Annotated in this window: 11 protein-coding genes, 2 tRNA genes and 3 pseudogenes; 9 read left to right on the plus strand and 7 right to left on the minus strand. The window is 74.7% G+C overall.

Annotated elements, in window-relative coordinates:
• The first annotated feature begins 251 nt into the window (after positions 1-251).
• Positions 252-326 (plus strand) — tRNA-Pro (locus tag DZF91_RS05880).
• Positions 327-444: 118 nt separating this feature from the next.
• A tRNA-Gly gene (locus DZF91_RS05885) sits at positions 445-518 on the plus strand.
• Positions 519-628: 110 nt separating this feature from the next.
• On the opposite strand, the gene DZF91_RS05890 is transcribed toward DZF91_RS05885, so the two are convergent.
• The 3 genes and pseudogenes from DZF91_RS05890 to DZF91_RS42895 form a co-directional block, all read right to left on the minus strand.
• A complete protein-coding gene (locus tag DZF91_RS05890; protein ID WP_117356473.1) occupies positions 629-2,785 on the minus strand; it encodes a glycoside hydrolase family 3 C-terminal domain-containing protein in 2,157 nt (718 codons plus the stop codon).
• Between the two features lie 139 nt (positions 2,786-2,924).
• Positions 2,925-5,012 carry a tetratricopeptide repeat protein gene (locus tag DZF91_RS05895; RefSeq protein WP_235834108.1) on the minus strand — a complete coding sequence of 696 codons (2,088 nt, stop codon included), beginning with the start codon at positions 5,010-5,012 and terminating at the stop codon, positions 2,925-2,927.
• 271 nt (positions 5,013-5,283) lie between these two features.
• Positions 5,284-5,532 (minus strand): annotated as a pseudogene (locus DZF91_RS42895) (helix-turn-helix domain-containing protein); the annotation flags it as partial.
• Between the two features lie 110 nt (positions 5,533-5,642).
• Here DZF91_RS42895 and DZF91_RS05900 point away from each other — a divergent pair.
• The 5 genes and pseudogenes from DZF91_RS05900 to DZF91_RS41815 all read left to right on the plus strand — a co-directional run bounded on the left by DZF91_RS05900 (position 5,643) and on the right by DZF91_RS41815 (position 8,666).
• Positions 5,643-6,098 carry a carboxymuconolactone decarboxylase family protein gene (locus tag DZF91_RS05900; RefSeq protein WP_117356474.1) on the plus strand — a complete coding sequence of 152 codons (456 nt, stop codon included), beginning with the start codon at positions 5,643-5,645 and terminating at the stop codon, positions 6,096-6,098.
• Positions 6,099-6,175: 77 nt separating this feature from the next.
• Entirely contained in the window at positions 6,176-6,646 is a 471-nt protein-coding gene (locus DZF91_RS05905) for an iron chaperone (protein ID WP_117356475.1), read from the plus strand.
• Positions 6,647-6,838: 192 nt separating this feature from the next.
• A complete protein-coding gene (locus DZF91_RS05910) occupies positions 6,839-7,666 on the plus strand; it encodes a sulfurtransferase (protein WP_199486439.1) in 828 nt (275 codons plus the stop codon).
• Positions 7,667-7,869: 203 nt separating this feature from the next.
• A pseudogene (locus DZF91_RS41810) lies at positions 7,870-8,067 on the plus strand (Dyp-type peroxidase domain-containing protein); the annotation flags it as partial.
• Between the two features lie 14 nt (positions 8,068-8,081).
• Positions 8,082-8,666, plus strand: a complete 585-nt coding sequence (locus DZF91_RS41815) for a family 1 encapsulin nanocompartment shell protein (protein WP_235834109.1) — start codon at positions 8,082-8,084, stop codon at positions 8,664-8,666.
• On the opposite strand, the gene DZF91_RS05925 is transcribed toward DZF91_RS41815, so the two are convergent.
• Positions 8,600-9,163 (minus strand): MarR family winged helix-turn-helix transcriptional regulator, encoded by a 564-nt coding sequence (locus DZF91_RS05925; protein WP_117356478.1) that lies wholly within the window; start codon positions 9,161-9,163, stop codon positions 8,600-8,602. The two genes, DZF91_RS41815 and DZF91_RS05925, sit on opposite strands and share 67 nt — an antisense overlap.
• 50 nt (positions 9,164-9,213) lie before the next feature.
• Here DZF91_RS05925 and DZF91_RS05930 point away from each other — a divergent pair, with 50 nt between their 5' ends.
• Positions 9,214-9,648: a MarR family winged helix-turn-helix transcriptional regulator gene (locus DZF91_RS05930; protein WP_117356479.1), complete on the plus strand. Its 435-nt coding sequence runs from the start codon at positions 9,214-9,216 to the stop codon at positions 9,646-9,648.
• 39 nt (positions 9,649-9,687) lie between these two features.
• On the opposite strand, the gene DZF91_RS05935 is transcribed toward DZF91_RS05930, so the two are convergent.
• Together DZF91_RS05935 and DZF91_RS05940 are read right to left on the minus strand one after the other, a co-directional pair.
• Positions 9,688-10,803: a cystathionine gamma-lyase gene (locus DZF91_RS05935; RefSeq protein WP_117356480.1), complete on the minus strand. Its 1,116-nt coding sequence runs from the start codon at positions 10,801-10,803 to the stop codon at positions 9,688-9,690.
• Positions 10,804-10,905: 102 nt separating this feature from the next.
• Positions 10,906-11,601 carry a MarR family winged helix-turn-helix transcriptional regulator gene (locus tag DZF91_RS05940; protein ID WP_117356481.1) on the minus strand — a complete coding sequence of 232 codons (696 nt, stop codon included), beginning with the start codon at positions 11,599-11,601 and terminating at the stop codon, positions 10,906-10,908.
• 179 nt (positions 11,602-11,780) lie between these two features.
• On the opposite strand from DZF91_RS05940, the gene DZF91_RS05945 reads away from it, so the two are divergent.
• Positions 11,781-13,325: a carbon-nitrogen hydrolase family protein gene (locus DZF91_RS05945; protein WP_117356482.1), complete on the plus strand. Its 1,545-nt coding sequence runs from the start codon at positions 11,781-11,783 to the stop codon at positions 13,323-13,325.
• Between the two features lie 24 nt (positions 13,326-13,349).
• On the opposite strand, the pseudogene DZF91_RS39485 reads toward DZF91_RS05945, so the two are convergent.
• Positions 13,350-14,945: pseudogene (locus DZF91_RS39485) on the minus strand (hypothetical protein); the annotation flags it as partial.

Raw genomic sequence — 14,945 nt, forward strand, 5'->3', positions numbered from 1 at the left:
GGGCGCGTGCGGCGGGCGGGCGCGGCGGGCTCCGTGATCTCCCGCACGGTCGGCGGGCCGGGTCGGCGCCCGCGCGCCGGCGGCCGGTTCGACTGCGATCCCCCGTCACGCGGTCCATACCCCCCATGCGGCGCATCTCCACGTCAACCAGCGAAAAGTCCCATGGAGGCCGGAGACGGCCGAAGGAACACATCACTCGCGCACGCAACTCTGCGCCGATGCCGCGGAACGGGATAGACTGCTGCGCGCTGCGGGCTGTAGCGCAGTTTGGCTAGCGCACCGCCTTTGGGTGGCGGGGGTCGCCGGTTCGAATCCGGCCAGCCCGACGGACGAGGCGAGGCGGGGTCCCCAGGGGCCACCGCCCACCCTCAGCCGTCACCGAAGCGACAACCGCTCCCAAAACCCGGTACGCTACGGTCACGGACGAGGCAACGCCTCCTCCACGCGGATGTAGCTCAATGGTAGAGCCCTAGTCTTCCAAACTAGCTACGCGGGTTCGATTCCCGTCATCCGCTCCAGAACCGGAACAACGGCGGCCGACCGGCCGCCGTTGTTCGTTTTCCGGGTCACTTTTCCAGGCCTTCCGGCAGGCGTCCGCCGGCTTTCACCGGCGGACGCCGCGCCGTTTTCAGCAGAGGTTTCCGGTGAGCGCGATCGAGCGCGAGGAACTGCCAACCATCACCTTGGTGCACCCCTTGGCCTGCTGCCACGTGTGGGTCGCCGAGTTCCAGTAGGAGAAGGCGCGGGCGTCCAGCGGGAAGGTGACCCGGGCGGACGCGCCGGGCGCCAGCGACACCTTGCCGAAGCCCTTGAGCTGCTTGGCGGGCTCCGGGACGGCCTTGCTGGACGGCAGGCCCAGGTACAGCTGCGGGACGGCGTATCCGCGGCGCTTGCCGGTGTTGGTGACGGTGACGCTCACCCCGGTCCGCGACATTTTCAGCCCGGTGAATGTGAAAGAGGTGTAGGAGAGTCCGTACCCGAAGGGGAATCGCGGGGCGTATCCCTTGGCGTCGTAGTGCCGGTATCCGACCAGCAGTTCCTCGGTGTAGCGGACGATGTCCCCGACGCCCGGATACTGCGCCTTGTTCCCGCTGACGGGGGCCTGCGACTCGGTGGCGGGGAAGGTGACCGGGAGGCGTCCGCCGGGATCGACGTCGCCGTACAGGACGCGGGCGATCGCCGTCCCGCCGTGCCCGCCCGCATACCAGGACTCCACGATCCCGCGCACCTTGGCCGCCCAGGGCGTCAGCACCGGCCCGCCGGTCTGGAGCACGACCACGGTGTTGGGGTTGGCGGCGGCGACCGCGGTGACCAGCTTGTCCTGGTCGCCGAGCTTACCCTCGCCGCAGCGCAGCGTGAGGCACGACAGGTCGGCGTCCTCGGCGCGGGCGTCGGCGACGACCACCACGGCGACCTTCGCCGCCTTGGCGGCCTTGACCGCGGCGGCGACGTCCGTGCCGTCCCGGTAGACGACGTTCTTCGCGCCCGCGCGCGCCGTGAGGCCCTGCAGCGGGGTCACCGACGACACCGGCTTGACGTATGCCGAGCCGATGCCGGACCGCACCTGCGCGGCGGGCTTGCCGATCACCGCGATCCTGGTCCCGGACTTCAGGGGCAGCACGCCGCCGGTGTTCCTGAGGAGCGTGACGCCCTGCTCCGCGAGCTGCTGGGCGGTGCGGTTGTGCGCCGTGTAGTCGATCCGGCCGTCGTTGGCCGGGCGGGGACGGTCGAAGACCCCGAAGTCGAACAGCGTGCGGAACCGGGCGCGCAGCAGCCCGTCCACCTCGGCCCAGGTGATCTTCTTGTCGCGCAGCGCCGACTGGAGCGCGGGCGGCGTGTACTGGACGCCCACCGGCATCTCCAGGCTGAGCCCCGCCTGCACGGAGCCGACGGTGCTCTTCGCGCCGCGCAGCCAGTCGCTCACCACGAACCCGCGGAACCCCCACTGGCCGCGCAGGACGTCGTTCAGCAGCGGCCCGTTGGAGCAGCTCGGGAGGCCGTTGACCAGGTTGTACCCGCACATCACGCTGCCCGCCCCGCCGTCGCGGACGGCGGCCTCGAAGGGCGCCAGGTACACCTCACGCAGCGCGCGCTCGGAGATGACGGCGTTCACCGAGTACCGGTTGGCCTCCTGGTTGTTGGCCGGGAAGTGCTTGACCTCGGCGATCAGCCCCTTGGCCTGGACGCTCCGGATCCAGGAGGTCCCCATGCGCGCCGACAGCAGCGGGTCCTCGCCGTACGCCTCGAACGCCCGTCCGTTCCGGGCGGTGCGCAGGATGTCCACGGCGGGTCCGAGGACCACGTCGTTGCCGTGGTGGACGGCCTCGTCCGCCGTCACCGCGCCCGCCCGGGCCGCGGCCTGCGGGTCGAAGGTCGCGGCCAGCGACAGCCCGGACGCCAGCGCGGTGTTCGGGCCCTGCTTCACGCCCATCGACCCGGCGTCCACCAGGTACAGGTCGGGGATGCCGAGCCGGGCCACGCCGTGGACCGTCCCGGCCCGGAACTTCGGGTCGTCGGCCGCGCGCAGCGGCCCGACGAGGTCGTCCCCGGCCAGCAGGGCCAGCTTCTCGTCCTCGGTGAGCGCCGCCACCAGGGCGTCGGCCCGCCGGTCCGCGGGAAGGGAGCGGTCGCACCAGGGCCGGCCGGCCGTGACGGCGCAGGGCGCGCTGTCCGCGGCGCCCGCGACCGCGACCGCGGCCGTCTCGTGGGACCGGAGGACGGGGGTGACGAGGAGCCCGGCCGCCACCAGCGTTCCGGCCGCCACCAGGATTCTGTTTCTGATCATTCCGCCGACCTTCGGAGAAGCGCCGCACGCCGCGCCGCCCAGGGGGCCGCAAAACTAGCAATCAGCATCAAAGCAGGCAAAGTGATGCATCTCATGGCCCTCAACGGTCAACCGGAGGGACGGTTCGGACGTCTGGACGTCAGGTCGTCTGGAGCAGGGCCTGCCCGGCGGCGCGGTGCCGGGCGGCGGCGGGCGGATCGGTCTCGGCGAGGACGGCCGCGATGCCCTCGTGCGCGAGGGCCTCCTCGTAGCGGTAGCCGACCTCGGGCGCCAGGCGGAGGGCCTGGCGGTGCAGCGCGAGGGCCTCGTCCGGGAGCCCGGCCAGGCGGCACGTCTCGCCGTAGCCGTTGAGGAAGTGCACCTTCCAGTGCTCCTCGAACAGCTCGTCCAGCAGCGCGAACGCCTGCCGGTGGCTGGCCAGGGCCTCGTCGTAGCGGCCGAGCTGGCGCAGCGCCACGCCCAGGCAGTTGAGGCACCACGCCTCGTTGTGCCTGTGGCTGTCCTCGCGGGCGGCGTCCAGGGCGCGGGTCAGGTGGCCGGTCGCCTCGTCGGGGTCGTCGCGGACGATCGCCATCCCCAGCGTGATGCGGGCCGTCAGCGTGGACGGCCAGTCGGGCTCGGAACCGGGGAGGTCCAGGACGGCGCGGGCCCGGGTGGCGGCGGCGTCGCGGTAGCCGAGCTGGAGCAGCGCCCAGGCCTCGTTCGCGGTCGCGTGCGCCCGGCCCATCCGCGAGCCGAGGGAGTCGTAGAGCTTGGCGGCCTCGCAGAACAGGGACAGCGGTTCCTGCACGTCGCCCTCGTCCCAGAGCAGGAACGCGCGGCGCATCGCCAGTTCCGCCCTGGTCCAGGTGTCGCCCGTCCGCTCGACCAGCGGTTCGGCCGCGTCGTAGGCGGCGTGGGCCTCGGCCATCCGGCCCGCGTTGTACCGGGCGAAACCCAGGTCACTGTGGGCCTCGGCCAACTGGAGCGGGTCGTCCAGGCGGCGGGCGGCGTCCAGGGCGCGTTCGAAGAGGACGTTGAGGTGCGTCGTGCCGCAGCGGCGGGCGAAGAACGCCCGCATGTAGCGCGGCAGCTCGCACGCGTGCGCGTCCGCCCCGGTCGCGACCGCCGTGTCGAAGACGGTCATCAGGTTCGTGTACTCGGTGACGAACCAGAAAAGGGCCTGGTGCTTGTGCGTGAAGGACGGCAGCGCCGCGGGCGGCTCCCCCGCCATGGGCGCCCGGCTGCGCGACAGGTACGGCATCGCGGCCTCGGCCGCCGCCGCGGCGTGCACGTAGTAGTCGAGGACGCGTCGGACGGCGCGGTCGCGCTCGTCCGGGGACTCCTGCCCGGCGGTCGCGCGGCGGGCGTGCGCGCGCACCAGGTCGTGCAGCCGGTAGCGGCCCGCGGCGGGCTGCTGGACGAGGTGGGCGTCGAGGAGGTCCTCCAGCATCGTCCGGGCGTCGCGCAGCGGCACGCCCGCGACGGCCGCCGCCACGTGCTCGTCGAACGACGAGCCGGGCAGCAGGCCCAGCAGGCGGAAGAAGCGGCGCTGCGCCCGGTCGAGCTGCCGCACGGACATCGCGAACGCGGTGTCGAACTCGCTCGGCCCCTCCGCCATGCGCTCGACGAGGATGCCGACCGTCCAGCCGGGGCGGTGCCGCAGCCGGGCGGCGGCCAGCCGCAGCGCGAGCGGCAGGTGGCCGCACAGCCGCAGCACCTCGGCGGCGTGCTCGGGCTCGCGGGCGAGGCGGCCCTCGGGCCTGCCGGCCTCGCCGCTGGCGCGGGCCAGCAGCTCGGCGCTCTCCTCGGGCGACAGGACGTCCAGCGACACCGGCGGGACCTCGTCCAGGCCGAGCAGGCGGTTGCGGCTGGTGATCAGCGCGACCGACCGGCCCGCGCCGGGCAGCAGGTGGCGGACCTGCTCGGCCCCGGCGGCGTTGTCCAGCACCACGACCGCGCGCCGGGACGCCAGCTCCGCCCGCCAGCACGCGGCCAGCGGCTCGATGCCGCCGGTCTGCGGGATCCTCTCGGACGGGACGTCCAGCGCGGCCAGCAGCGTCCGCAGCGCCATGTCCGGGTCGACCGGCTCGCGGCCCTCGGTGAAACCGTGCAGGTCGAGGTAGAGCTGCGCGTCGGGGCAGGCGTCGGTGAGCCGGTGCGCGGCGTGCACGGCCAGGCACGTCTTGCCGACGCCCGCCATCCCGTCGATCGCGACCAGCCGGTCGGCCTCGACGGCGGCGAGCACGGCGGCGAGCGTCGATCGCGACCAGCCGGTCGGCCTCGACGGCGGCGAGCACGGCGGCGAGTTCGTCCGCGCGGCCGGTGAAGTCGGGCACGTCGCGCGGCAGGTCGTTGCGCGGCGGGCGGGGCGCCCCGGCGGGCGGTACGGGCGGCTGGACCTGGCGGCTGGTCTTCGGCGGGGCGGGCAGCGGGCTCCCCGCCCGCTCCCACAGCGGGCGCAGCGGGCGCGGGTCGCGCTTGACCAGCCGGCAGAGCGCGACGACCGCGGGCCACGGCGGGACGGTCCGCCCGGACAGGTACCGCGACAGCGAGGACGAGCTGAGACCGGTGTCCCGGGCGAGGGCCCGCACGCCGCGGCCGGACAGCTCCTGGATCAGCCGCAACCGCTCGGCGAGCTCGTCCTGGGGGTCGGACGCCGCCGTCCGCCGTTCTGCCACCACCGCAAACCCCGTCGCGCCGTCCCGCCGGAGCGGGGATTTCCTGGGCCGTGTCCCGGCTGGTCGAGACCGTACCAGGTGTCCCACGGTGTCCCACGGGGGTCGTCCCGCCGGGCCGTCCCGGCTGTGATGGAGCCATGCCCCCCGGGAACACGGGGCGGCCGGACGGAAGAACCCCCTCGACGAGGAGAAACGACATGCAGGCTCGGATGCAGAACCCGGCGATGGTCCTCGACGGCGCGATGAAGCCGATCCAGGAGATCTTCAAGGCCGTACACTCCGGCGGCGTGGACGCGCAGACGCTGGAGCTGGTGCACCTGCGGGTCAGCCAGATCAACGGGTGCAGCGCGTGCGTGGACGCCGGTGTGAAGGGCGGCCGCAAGGCGGGCGTGAGCGAGGAGAAGCTGGCCACCACCGCCGCCTGGCGCGAGGCCCCCTACTTCTCCGACGAGGAGCGCGCGGCGCTCGCGCTGGCCGAGGCCGCGACCCTGCTCGCCGACCGTGCGGACGCGGTGAGCGACGATGTCTGGGACGCCGCCGCCACCTACTACGACGAGAAGCAGCTCGCCGCCATCGTCCTGATGATCGGCGTCACCAACCTGTTCAACCGGCTCAACGCCACGACCCGGCAGATCGCCGGCGCCTGGGGCTGACCCGCCGGGCCGCAGGCCCGGCGCACCACCGCGCTTCCACCCCACCACGAGACGACGAAGGCACAGGAGACCTGACCATGGCCGAGAAGAAGACCGCCGCCAAGAAGAACGACGCCGCCGCCGAGACGTTCTCCGCCGAGGAGCGCGCCGCGATGAAGGAGCGCGCGAAGGAGCTGAAGGCGTCCGCGCGCCGCGCCTCCCTCGCCGAGAAGGCGGCGCAGGCCGAGGCGGACGTCCTGGCGAAGATCGAGGAGTTCCCGGAGCCGGACCGCACCATGGCCGAGCGGATCCACGCCATCGTCAAGGAGTCCGCCCCGAGCCTGGAGCCGAAGCTCTGGTACGGGATGCCGTCCTACGCGCTGGACGGGAAGGTCGTCTGCTTCTTCCAGAACGCCGACAAGTTCAAGGCCCGGTACGCGACGCTCGGCTTCAACGACACCGCGCGGCTGGACGACGGCGACATGTGGCCGACCGCGTACGCCCTGGACCAGATGACGCCCGAGGTGGAGGCCCGGATCGCCGAGCTCGTGAAGCGGGCGGCGGGCTGACCGCGCGCGCCGCGGGGATGGCACGCGGCGCACTCCACGGGTGAGCGGCGCGTCCCTTCGGGGAGGCGCCGCTCACCCGCGTCCGGAGCCGTTCGTTCGGGACCGTCCGGGCGGAGTTTTTGGGGCGGTGTTGTTCGGTCGGGGGCGGGCCGGATCGGGTCCGGTTCGGGGGGTGGGGCATCATGATCGCTCGTGGACGGATCGTGGGCGCTGGTCGATGCCGAGTGGTTGCGGACCCGCCTGGGAACGCCTGGCCTGGTGGTCATGGACGCGTCGGTGGGAGCGCACCGGGCGGGCGCCCTCGGACGGATCCCGGGCGCGCGCCGGTTCGACATCGACGGCGCGCTGTCCGACCCGGCGAGTCCGCTGCCGCACACCATGCCGGACGCCGGGCGGTTCACCGAGGAGATGCGCGCGCTGGGCGTGAACGCGTCCGACACGGTGGTCGTGTACGACGCGGCGGGCGTCTACTCCAGCGCCCGCGCCTGGTGGATGCTGCGCGCGACGGGGTTCGACCGGGTGGCCGTCCTGGACGGCGGGCTGCCCGCATGGATCGCCGCGGACGGGCCGACCGAGGAACACGGCGCCGAGCCGGTGGAGCGCGGCGACTTCACCGCACGGCCGCGCGACGGGTGGTTCGTGGACGCGGACGAGGTCGCGGCGGCCCTGGACGATCCGGACCGGGTCGTGCTGGACGCGCGCTCGGCGGGACGGTTCGAAGGGACGGCCCCCGAGCCCCGGGAGGGGCTGCGCGGCGGTCACATGCCGGGATCGGTCAGCCTTCCGTTCACCGGGCTCCAGGACGAGGGCCGCATGCTCCCGCCGGACGAGCTGCGCGAACACTTCGAGCGGGCGGCCGGGGGCCGGAAGCGGCTCGTGGTCAGCTGCGGGTCGGGCGTCACGGCGTGCGTCCTGGCGCTGGGCGCCGAGCTGGCCGGATACCGCGACATCGCCGTGTACGACGGCTCGTGGAGCGAGTGGGGGCTGCCGTCCGGCCGTCCCGTCCGGACCGGGCGATAGCGGAGACCGGGCGGTTCGGAGACCGGGCGATAGCGGACACCCTCCGCACCGGCTCCTCTTGGGTGCGGCTTGGGGTTGGCCAGGAACGCGGGGCGGTAGGGAGGGGCTGAGGGCCCGCGCCCACCGGCGTCGGCGCCGAGCCGTCGTCCAGGAGATCCGCCATGCCGCCGCAGGCGCAACCCCAGCGGTCCGAGCCGCAGAAGATGCTCAGCCCGCTGACCGACGCCGCCGTGTTCCTCGTGGTGACCGTGGACGCCGGGAACCGCCCGGCCGGACTGCACCCGTTCACCGCGCTCGACGGACCCCGGTACCACGCCCCCGCCACACCCGGCGACCTGCTGTTCCACATCCGCGCCCGCCGCATGGACCTGTGCTTCGAGCTCGCCGCGCAGATCACGGACCGGCTGCGCTCACCGTGTCCCGGGAGGCCGTGGACGCCGTGGAGCGCGGCGCGGGGGACGCGGACTGGCAGCCCACCAAGGACGCCGCCACCAGGCTCGCCCACGCCGAGGACCGCGCGGTCTTCCACGGCCACGCCCCCGCGCGCATCGCCGGGATCGCCGCCGAGGCGGCCACCGTGTCGCCGGCCCGTCCACTGCCGGCCGAGGCGTCGCACTACCCGGACGTCGTCGCCGAGGCCCTCGCCACGCTGCGCCTGGCGGGCGTGGGCGGGCCGTACGCGCTCGTCCTGGGCGCGGACGCCTACACCGCCGCGACCCGCTCGTCCGACCAGGGCTATCCCGTCCACCAGCACCTCGCCAAGCTCGTGGACGGCGGCATCGTCTGGGCCCCGGCGATCGACGGCGGCGTCGTGATGAGCACCCGGGGCGGCGACTACCGGCTGAGCCTCGGCCGGGACCTCTCCATCGGCTACACCGCCCACGACGCGTCCGGCGTCGAGCTGTACCTGGTCGAGAGCTTCACCTTCCTCGTCTACACGGCCGAGTCCGCCGTCGCGCTGACCGGCCCGTCCCCGCGGTCGCCCGCCTCCGGGCCCTGACCGGCCGCCCCGCCGTCCGCGCGGGCGGCGACGGTCTCGCGGAAGGACGCCACGAACGCGGTGATCAGGCGGGCGAACTCGGCCCGGTCGGCGTCCGGCCAGCCGGCCATGGCCGCCGCGAACACCTCCTGGCGCGCCCGGTGCGCGCGGTCGAGCCGGTCGCGGCCGGTCGCGGTGAGCTCCAGCAGCGTGCGGCGCCGGTCGGACGCGTCGGGCCGGCGGGTGACCAGGCCCTCCTCCTCCGTGCGCGCCGCGAGGCGGCTGGCGCGCGGCTGGTCCACGCCGAGCGCGGCGGCGATGTCGGTGACCGCGCAGGGACCGCCGTGCTCCTCGACCGCGTCCAGGACGCCGAACAGGGTCGGGTCCATGCCGTCCGGACCGGCGATCCTGCCGAGCGTCCGGCGGGTCTGGCTGCGCCGGATCGCCACCATGGCCCGTTCGACCGCCACCACGGAGTCGCGTTCGCCGGCGGGCCGGCCGGATACGTCGCTTGACATACATGCCATCCTACAATCATTGTAAAAATACATGCACTGGAGGAGGGGCCATGAACGACACCGTCCAGGACGTCCGCACCCACCGCCCGATCGGATACTGGCTGCGGCACATCGACCGCGCGCTGGAGGCGGACCTCGGGGGCCTGCTCGCCGCCGAGGGCCTGACCCGGCGGGGCTGGCAGGTGCTCAACAGCGTGTCCTACGAACCCGTCACGATCGCGGCCCTCGACAAGACCCTCGACGCCTTCGTCTCCCCGGACGAGCCGACGATGCGTCCGCAGGTGGAGCGGCTGGTCGAACTCGGCTGGGCACGTCTCACCGGGGACACGGCCGAGTTGACCGAGGAGGGCGTGCGCGCCCACCGGCGAGTCCGAGAGGCGATCGCCGCGCGGCGCGCGCGCATGGTCGAGTGCTTCACCCCGGAGGAGTTCCGGTCGCTGAACGAGATGCTGCGGCGGTTCGCCGAACACCTCGCAACCCTCTGACCGGCCGCCGGGCGGACCGACCGGACCTCCTTGCGGGCGTCAGTCGTCGGTGGCGGCTTCGAGCGCCAGCAGGACGTCCGCGACCAGGTCGTCGGCGTCCTCGATGCCGCAGGAGAACCGGATGAACCCGGGCGGGACGGCGTCGCCGCCCCAGCGGGCGCGGCGCTCGGCGGTGCTGTGCACCGAGCCGAAGCTGGTCGCCTCGCCGACCACGCGCAGCGCGGCCAGGAACCGCTCGGCCGCGTCCCGGGACGGCAGCGTGAACGACACGACGCAGCCGAACCGCCGCATCTGCCGGGACGCGAGCTCGTGCGCCGGGTCGCCGGGAAGGCCCGGATACCGCAGGCCACTGACCAGCGGATGCCCGCGCAGGGCGGTGGCGAGCGCGAGGGCGTTCGCGGTCTGGCGGTCGAGCCGCAGCGCGAGCGTCGCCAGCGACCGGTGCGCCAGCCAGGTCTCCATCGGCCCGGGGATCGCGCCGACCGTCTTGCGCCACGTCCGGACGGCCTGGGCGAGTTCGGGGTCGCGCGTGGTGACGTGGCCGAGCAGCAGGTCGCCGTGGCCCGTCAGGGACTTGGTGTCGCTGGCCACCGCGAGGTCGGCGCCGAGGTCCAGGACGCGCTGGCCGAGCGGCGTCGCGAGCGTGTTGTCCACGGCGACCAGCGCGCCCGCGGCATGCGCGGCGGCGGCGACGCGCTCGATGTCGCAGACGTCCAGGCCGGGGTTGGACGGGGTCTCCAGCCAGACCAGGCGTGCGCCCTCGACCAGGGCGATCTGCGCGTCGCCGGCGGTCGGCGCCATCCGGACGCGGACGCCGTAGGACTCCAGGCGGTCGCGCAACGCGCGGGTGGTCTGGTAGCAGTCGTCCGGCATCACGACCGTGTCGCCGGACGCGACCAGCGACAGCATCGCGGCGGACACGGCCGCCATCCCGGAGGAGAAGACGGTCGTCGTGCCGCCGCCCTCCAGCTCGCTGATCGCCTCCTCCAGCCGCGTCCAGGTGGGGTTGGCGTCACGGCCGTAGGTGTAGGGGCCGGCGGCCTCACCGGACAGGTGGAAGTGCGCGGCGAACGTCGGCCCGGGCAGCTCGGGCGTCCACTGCTCGGGCGCGGGCCGTCCCGCTCGGACGCTGCGGGTGCTGTCCCCGTGGGCCATGCCGTCCTCCTCCGGATCTCTCGCCGAGGCTAACGGCACAGCTCACAGAGCCGAACGGCCGGGGTGCCGGCGGGCAGGGTGCCGGGCGCGGTGGACGGGGCGTCAGGGACGGCGGCGGTGGCCCGGGGACGGATCCGGGTCGACACCGCGGCGGGTCGGGCCCGACGAGGCGGGCGACGGGGGCGGGGCGTCGCCGTCGGACGGAGCCGGGAGCAACCCGGTCTCGGCCAGGTAGGCGCGGCCCCGGGGGGTGATGTCCCACAGGTTGCTGCGCCACTCCTTGCGCCGCCACACGACGCCCGCGGCGAGCAGGCGGCGGCCGACGCGGCTGATCTCGGTGTCGTCGGTGCCGAGCTCGGCGGCCAGCTCGCGGTTGGAGCGGCCGGGGCGGGCGGCGACGGCGACCAGGAAGCGGGCGGCGTGGCCGCCGGGACGCAGGCCGAGCTGCAGGCCGGACGGCATCCGGCGCAGCGCCCAGTGGGCGACGTCGATCAGGCCGAGCACCCGGCCGCGCTCCTCGCGCTGGTCGGGGTCGAGGGCCGGGACGTCCAGGTAGCGGGTCCGGTGGAGCCACTGGAGGCCGTCCTTGATCGCGGTCAGGGCCGGTTCGTCCGCGCACAGCGAGGCGTCGGTGATCAGCATCCCGAGCGCGCTGAACCGCCCCTCCTCGATCGACTTCGCATGCTCCAGGCCTTCCAGCAGGCGCCGGGCCTCGGCGAGTCGGCCGGGGGCCGCCCCCGGGGCGCCCGCCGCGTCCGTGGCGTCGGCGACGCCCGTGGTGCTGGTCGTGGTCGCCATGTCGGTGGTCCTCGTTTCCCAGTGGTTCCTGTCGGCCGGTCTCCTTTCCACTGTCGGCTTTTGCCAAGTGAATGTCAAGTGACTCATGCTCTCCGCGTCGCGGGGCACTGATGTGTCACCTGAGCACGGCTAGCATCAAAGAAGACCCTGGTACTCGCGGTCATCCCTGGAGGGCGCTGATGTCGGATCGGCTAACGGAGCACCCGCGCGCTACCGCGGACTACCCGGCCGACCCGGCGGACCTGTTCGTCCGGCTGTACGACGAACTCCCCGGGCGGCTGCACCGGTCCTGGCCGCCGAACCTCTGGTACGAGGACGACCGGGTCCGCCGCGCCGCGGACGAGCTGAGCGAGCGGATCATCGACGAGGGCGCGCTGGACCCCGCCGAGACCGCCGCGCTCGTCGCGGCGGAGGGCGACCGCGGCCGGTTCACGCTGCTGCTCGCGCTGGACGGCGCGCTCGCGCTCGCCAACCCGTACGGGCCGTTCCACGACGCGTCCGCGCTGACCGCGATCACCGTCCGCTACCTGGTGGACGGCCGGTTCGACAGCGGCGCGGCGGGCGGCGCGCTGCTCCCCCGGTGCGCCCTGCCGGGACGTCCCGAGGGCCTGCGCACGCTGCCCGAGTTCTTCGGCGTCCACCGCGTCCCGCCGGACGAGTGGGACGGGCTGGAGCACTCCCTGCTGCCGGCCGTCCACGACCCGCACCTCTGCCGGGACGAGCCGGTCGAGGTCGGCTGCGCGCCGCTGATGGAGTCCTTCGACGAGCTGCGGACCGAGTTCGGTGAACGCGCCGGGCGCACGGTCTACGAGCTCGTCCCGGCCGACACGGCGGAGATCCGCGCGCGGATCCGCTCGGTCATCCGGCGGCTGGACGAGGCCGGCGCCCGGATCGCCGTGCTGCCCGAGGCGACGCTGTCGGACGGCCTGCTGGAGGCGTGGAAGGAGGCGGCGCACGACACCGCCCGCCCGGACTCGCCGCTACGGCTGATCATGGTCGGCACCGGGGCGCTCGGCGGGGGCGACCCGCCGCCGAACCGGGCGGTCCTCATCGACCGCTGGACCGGCACGGAACTGCTCACCCAGGACAAGCTGAGCCCGTTCGTCCTCGACGGGCAGCAGATGCGCGACTGGGGGCTGCCCGGCGCGCCGGACTCGGGCACCGCCGAGGAGGACATCGCCCCGGGCGAACGCGTCCGGCTGCTGGACTGCTCACTCGGCCGCCTCGCCCTGCTGATCTGCGAGGACCTCACCCGCACCGACCGCTGGGACCGGGAGCTGCTGGCGGCGGGCGCCTCGCACCTGCTCACGCCGATCTTCTCCAAGCCGATCCTGCGGCACCGCTGGGAGGAGCAGTACGCGCGGCGCCACGTCACCACGCTCGGCGCGTGGGTCGTGGTCGCCAACAGCCTGGTCGTCGGGGCCGGGATGCCGGAGGACGACCCGGCGTCCGGCGAGCGGCACACCTGCCTGGTCGCGGGTCCGCCGAGCGAGGCCCGGCTCGACCACGCGGCGCTGCTCGCCTTCGGCAGCTCCGGACGCGGCGACGAGCCGGGCCGCCTGGCGGACGGCAGGCTCCCGGTCCTGCACGCGGGCGCCGCGCACGAGCCGTGGTACCCGCACTGGTCGGACGATCTCTCCGACGGCCGTCCGGAGGGCCGGCCGGGCGCCTCCTCCGCGGAGGACGCCAAGCAGGCCGAACCGGACGACTTCTCGCGGGACTGACCCCGTCCGGGCGGCGGACGACGGTCAGACGGGCTCGGCCGACCCGTTCTGCTCGGACGGCCCCGGCGGCGTCGGCGGCTCGGACGGCTCCGGCGGCTCGGACGGCTCCGGCGGCTCGGACGGCTCCGGCGGCTCGGACGGGTGCGGCGGCTCCGGCGGCTCGGGCAGCTCCGGCGGTCGGGTCTGCTCGGGCGGCTTCGGCGGCCGGGTCTGCTCGGCCTCGTTGGGCGGGACCGGGGGCCGGTTCTCGACCAGGTGCTCGTCGGGGACGTGCAGCGACAGGCCCGACCTGCGCCACGGCGTCTCGGCGGCGGCGCGGGCGCGGGCGGCCTCCTCCGGACGGCCCAGCTCGTCCAGCGCGACGGCGAGCAGCGCGAGGACGCGTCCGCCCAGATGCTCGTCGCCGATCTCCGCGAACAGGCCGGCGGCGCGGGCCCCGACGTCCGCGGCCTCGTCGGGGCGGCCACGGCGCAGGTGCGCGGCGACGATCCGGGGCAGGCACCACGCCTCGCGCAGCGGCATGCCCCGCGTCCGGTAGACCGCTCGGGCCGTCTCGAGCTCGCGCAGCGCGCACTCCGGATCGCCCGCGTACAGCGACGCGACGCCGAGCCCGATCCAGCACAGGCCCTCGGCGTTGCCGTCGGCGACCGGCGCGGCGAGCGCGAGCCCGGCGCGGGCGTGCCAGCGCGCCCGCTCGGCCATCCCGCTCTCGGCGTAGGCGATCGAGAGCTGGCCGTGGGCGCGGCTGATCAGGGCGTCGTCGTCCGGGAGGACGTCCAGGGCGTCGCTCAGCAGGCTGATCGCCGCGTCCGCCGCGCCGAGCAGCCGGGCGCCCGCGCCCATCGCGAACAGCACCCCGCCGGGCAGCAGCTCGGCCGGGACGGTCGTCCGGTCGGCGAGCGACGGCACGACGAACAGCCGCGCGACGAGCCGTCCGGGCGAGCCCCCGCCCGCGAGGTAGCCGCGGATCGCGGCCATCACGTTGGCGTTCTCGGCGCGCATCCAGGCGACCATGGCCGCCGCGTCCGCGAAGGGCGTGCCGGTGTGCAGGGCGTCGGCGGCGGCGCGGTGCGCCTCGACCACCTCGGGCTCGGAGTACACCTGGTACAGCGTGATCGTCTGGCGGAACAGGCCGCGGACGCCCGCGAGGTAGTGCTCCAGGAGGCGGTCCAGCGCGCGGGCGCACGAGATGGGGCCGTCGGCGGTCTCCGCGAGTCCGCGCGCGTAGAGGCGGAGCAGGCTGTGGTAGGCGTAGCGGCCGGGCCCGCGGCACTCCAGCAGGCCGGAGTCCAGCAGCGACTCGCACAGGTCCTCGGCGTCGGGGACGTCCAGGTCGAGCAGCGCGGCGGCGGCCTCGACGGCCAGGTCCGGACCGTCGTGCACGGCGAGCAGCCGGAACGCGCGGGCCTCCTCGATGCCGAGCTGGGCGTAGCCGAGCGCGAAGCAGGACTCGACCGCCTCGTCGCCGATCCGCAGCTCGCCGAGGCGGCGGCGCTCGTCGGCGAGCCGTCCGGCGAGCACGGCCGGGCGCATCCGCGGGCGGGCGGCGAGCCGGGACGCGACGATCCGGACCGCGAGCGGCAGCAGCCCCGCCGCGCGCACCAGGCGCAGCGCCGCGTC

Origin of the sequence: Actinomadura logoneensis, from assembly GCF_003428695.1 — a bacterium.
Classification (GTDB): Bacteria; Actinomycetota; Actinomycetes; order Streptosporangiales; family Streptosporangiaceae; genus Spirillospora; species Spirillospora logoneensis.

What these genes read in the sequence shown, in the direction of transcription:
- DZF91_RS05940 (WP_117356481.1), bottom strand. Translation starts at nt 11,601, where the DNA reads ATGGCGACCACGACCAGCACCACGGGCGTCGCCGACGCCACGGACGCG.
- DZF91_RS05945 (WP_117356482.1), top strand. Translation starts at nt 11,781, where the DNA reads ATGTCGGATCGGCTAACGGAGCACCCGCGCGCTACCGCGGACTACCCG.
- DZF91_RS05930 (WP_117356479.1), top strand. Translation starts at nt 9,214, where the DNA reads ATGAACGACACCGTCCAGGACGTCCGCACCCACCGCCCGATCGGATAC.
- DZF91_RS05905 (WP_117356475.1), top strand. Translation starts at nt 6,176, where the DNA reads ATGGCCGAGAAGAAGACCGCCGCCAAGAAGAACGACGCCGCCGCCGAG.
- DZF91_RS05890 (WP_117356473.1), bottom strand. Translation starts at nt 2,785, where the DNA reads ATGATCAGAAACAGAATCCTGGTGGCGGCCGGAACGCTGGTGGCGGCC.
- DZF91_RS05900 (WP_117356474.1), top strand. Translation starts at nt 5,643, where the DNA reads ATGCAGGCTCGGATGCAGAACCCGGCGATGGTCCTCGACGGCGCGATG.
- DZF91_RS05935 (WP_117356480.1), bottom strand. Translation starts at nt 10,803, where the DNA reads ATGGCCCACGGGGACAGCACCCGCAGCGTCCGAGCGGGACGGCCCGCG.
- DZF91_RS05925 (WP_117356478.1), bottom strand. Translation starts at nt 9,163, where the DNA reads ATGTCAAGCGACGTATCCGGCCGGCCCGCCGGCGAACGCGACTCCGTG.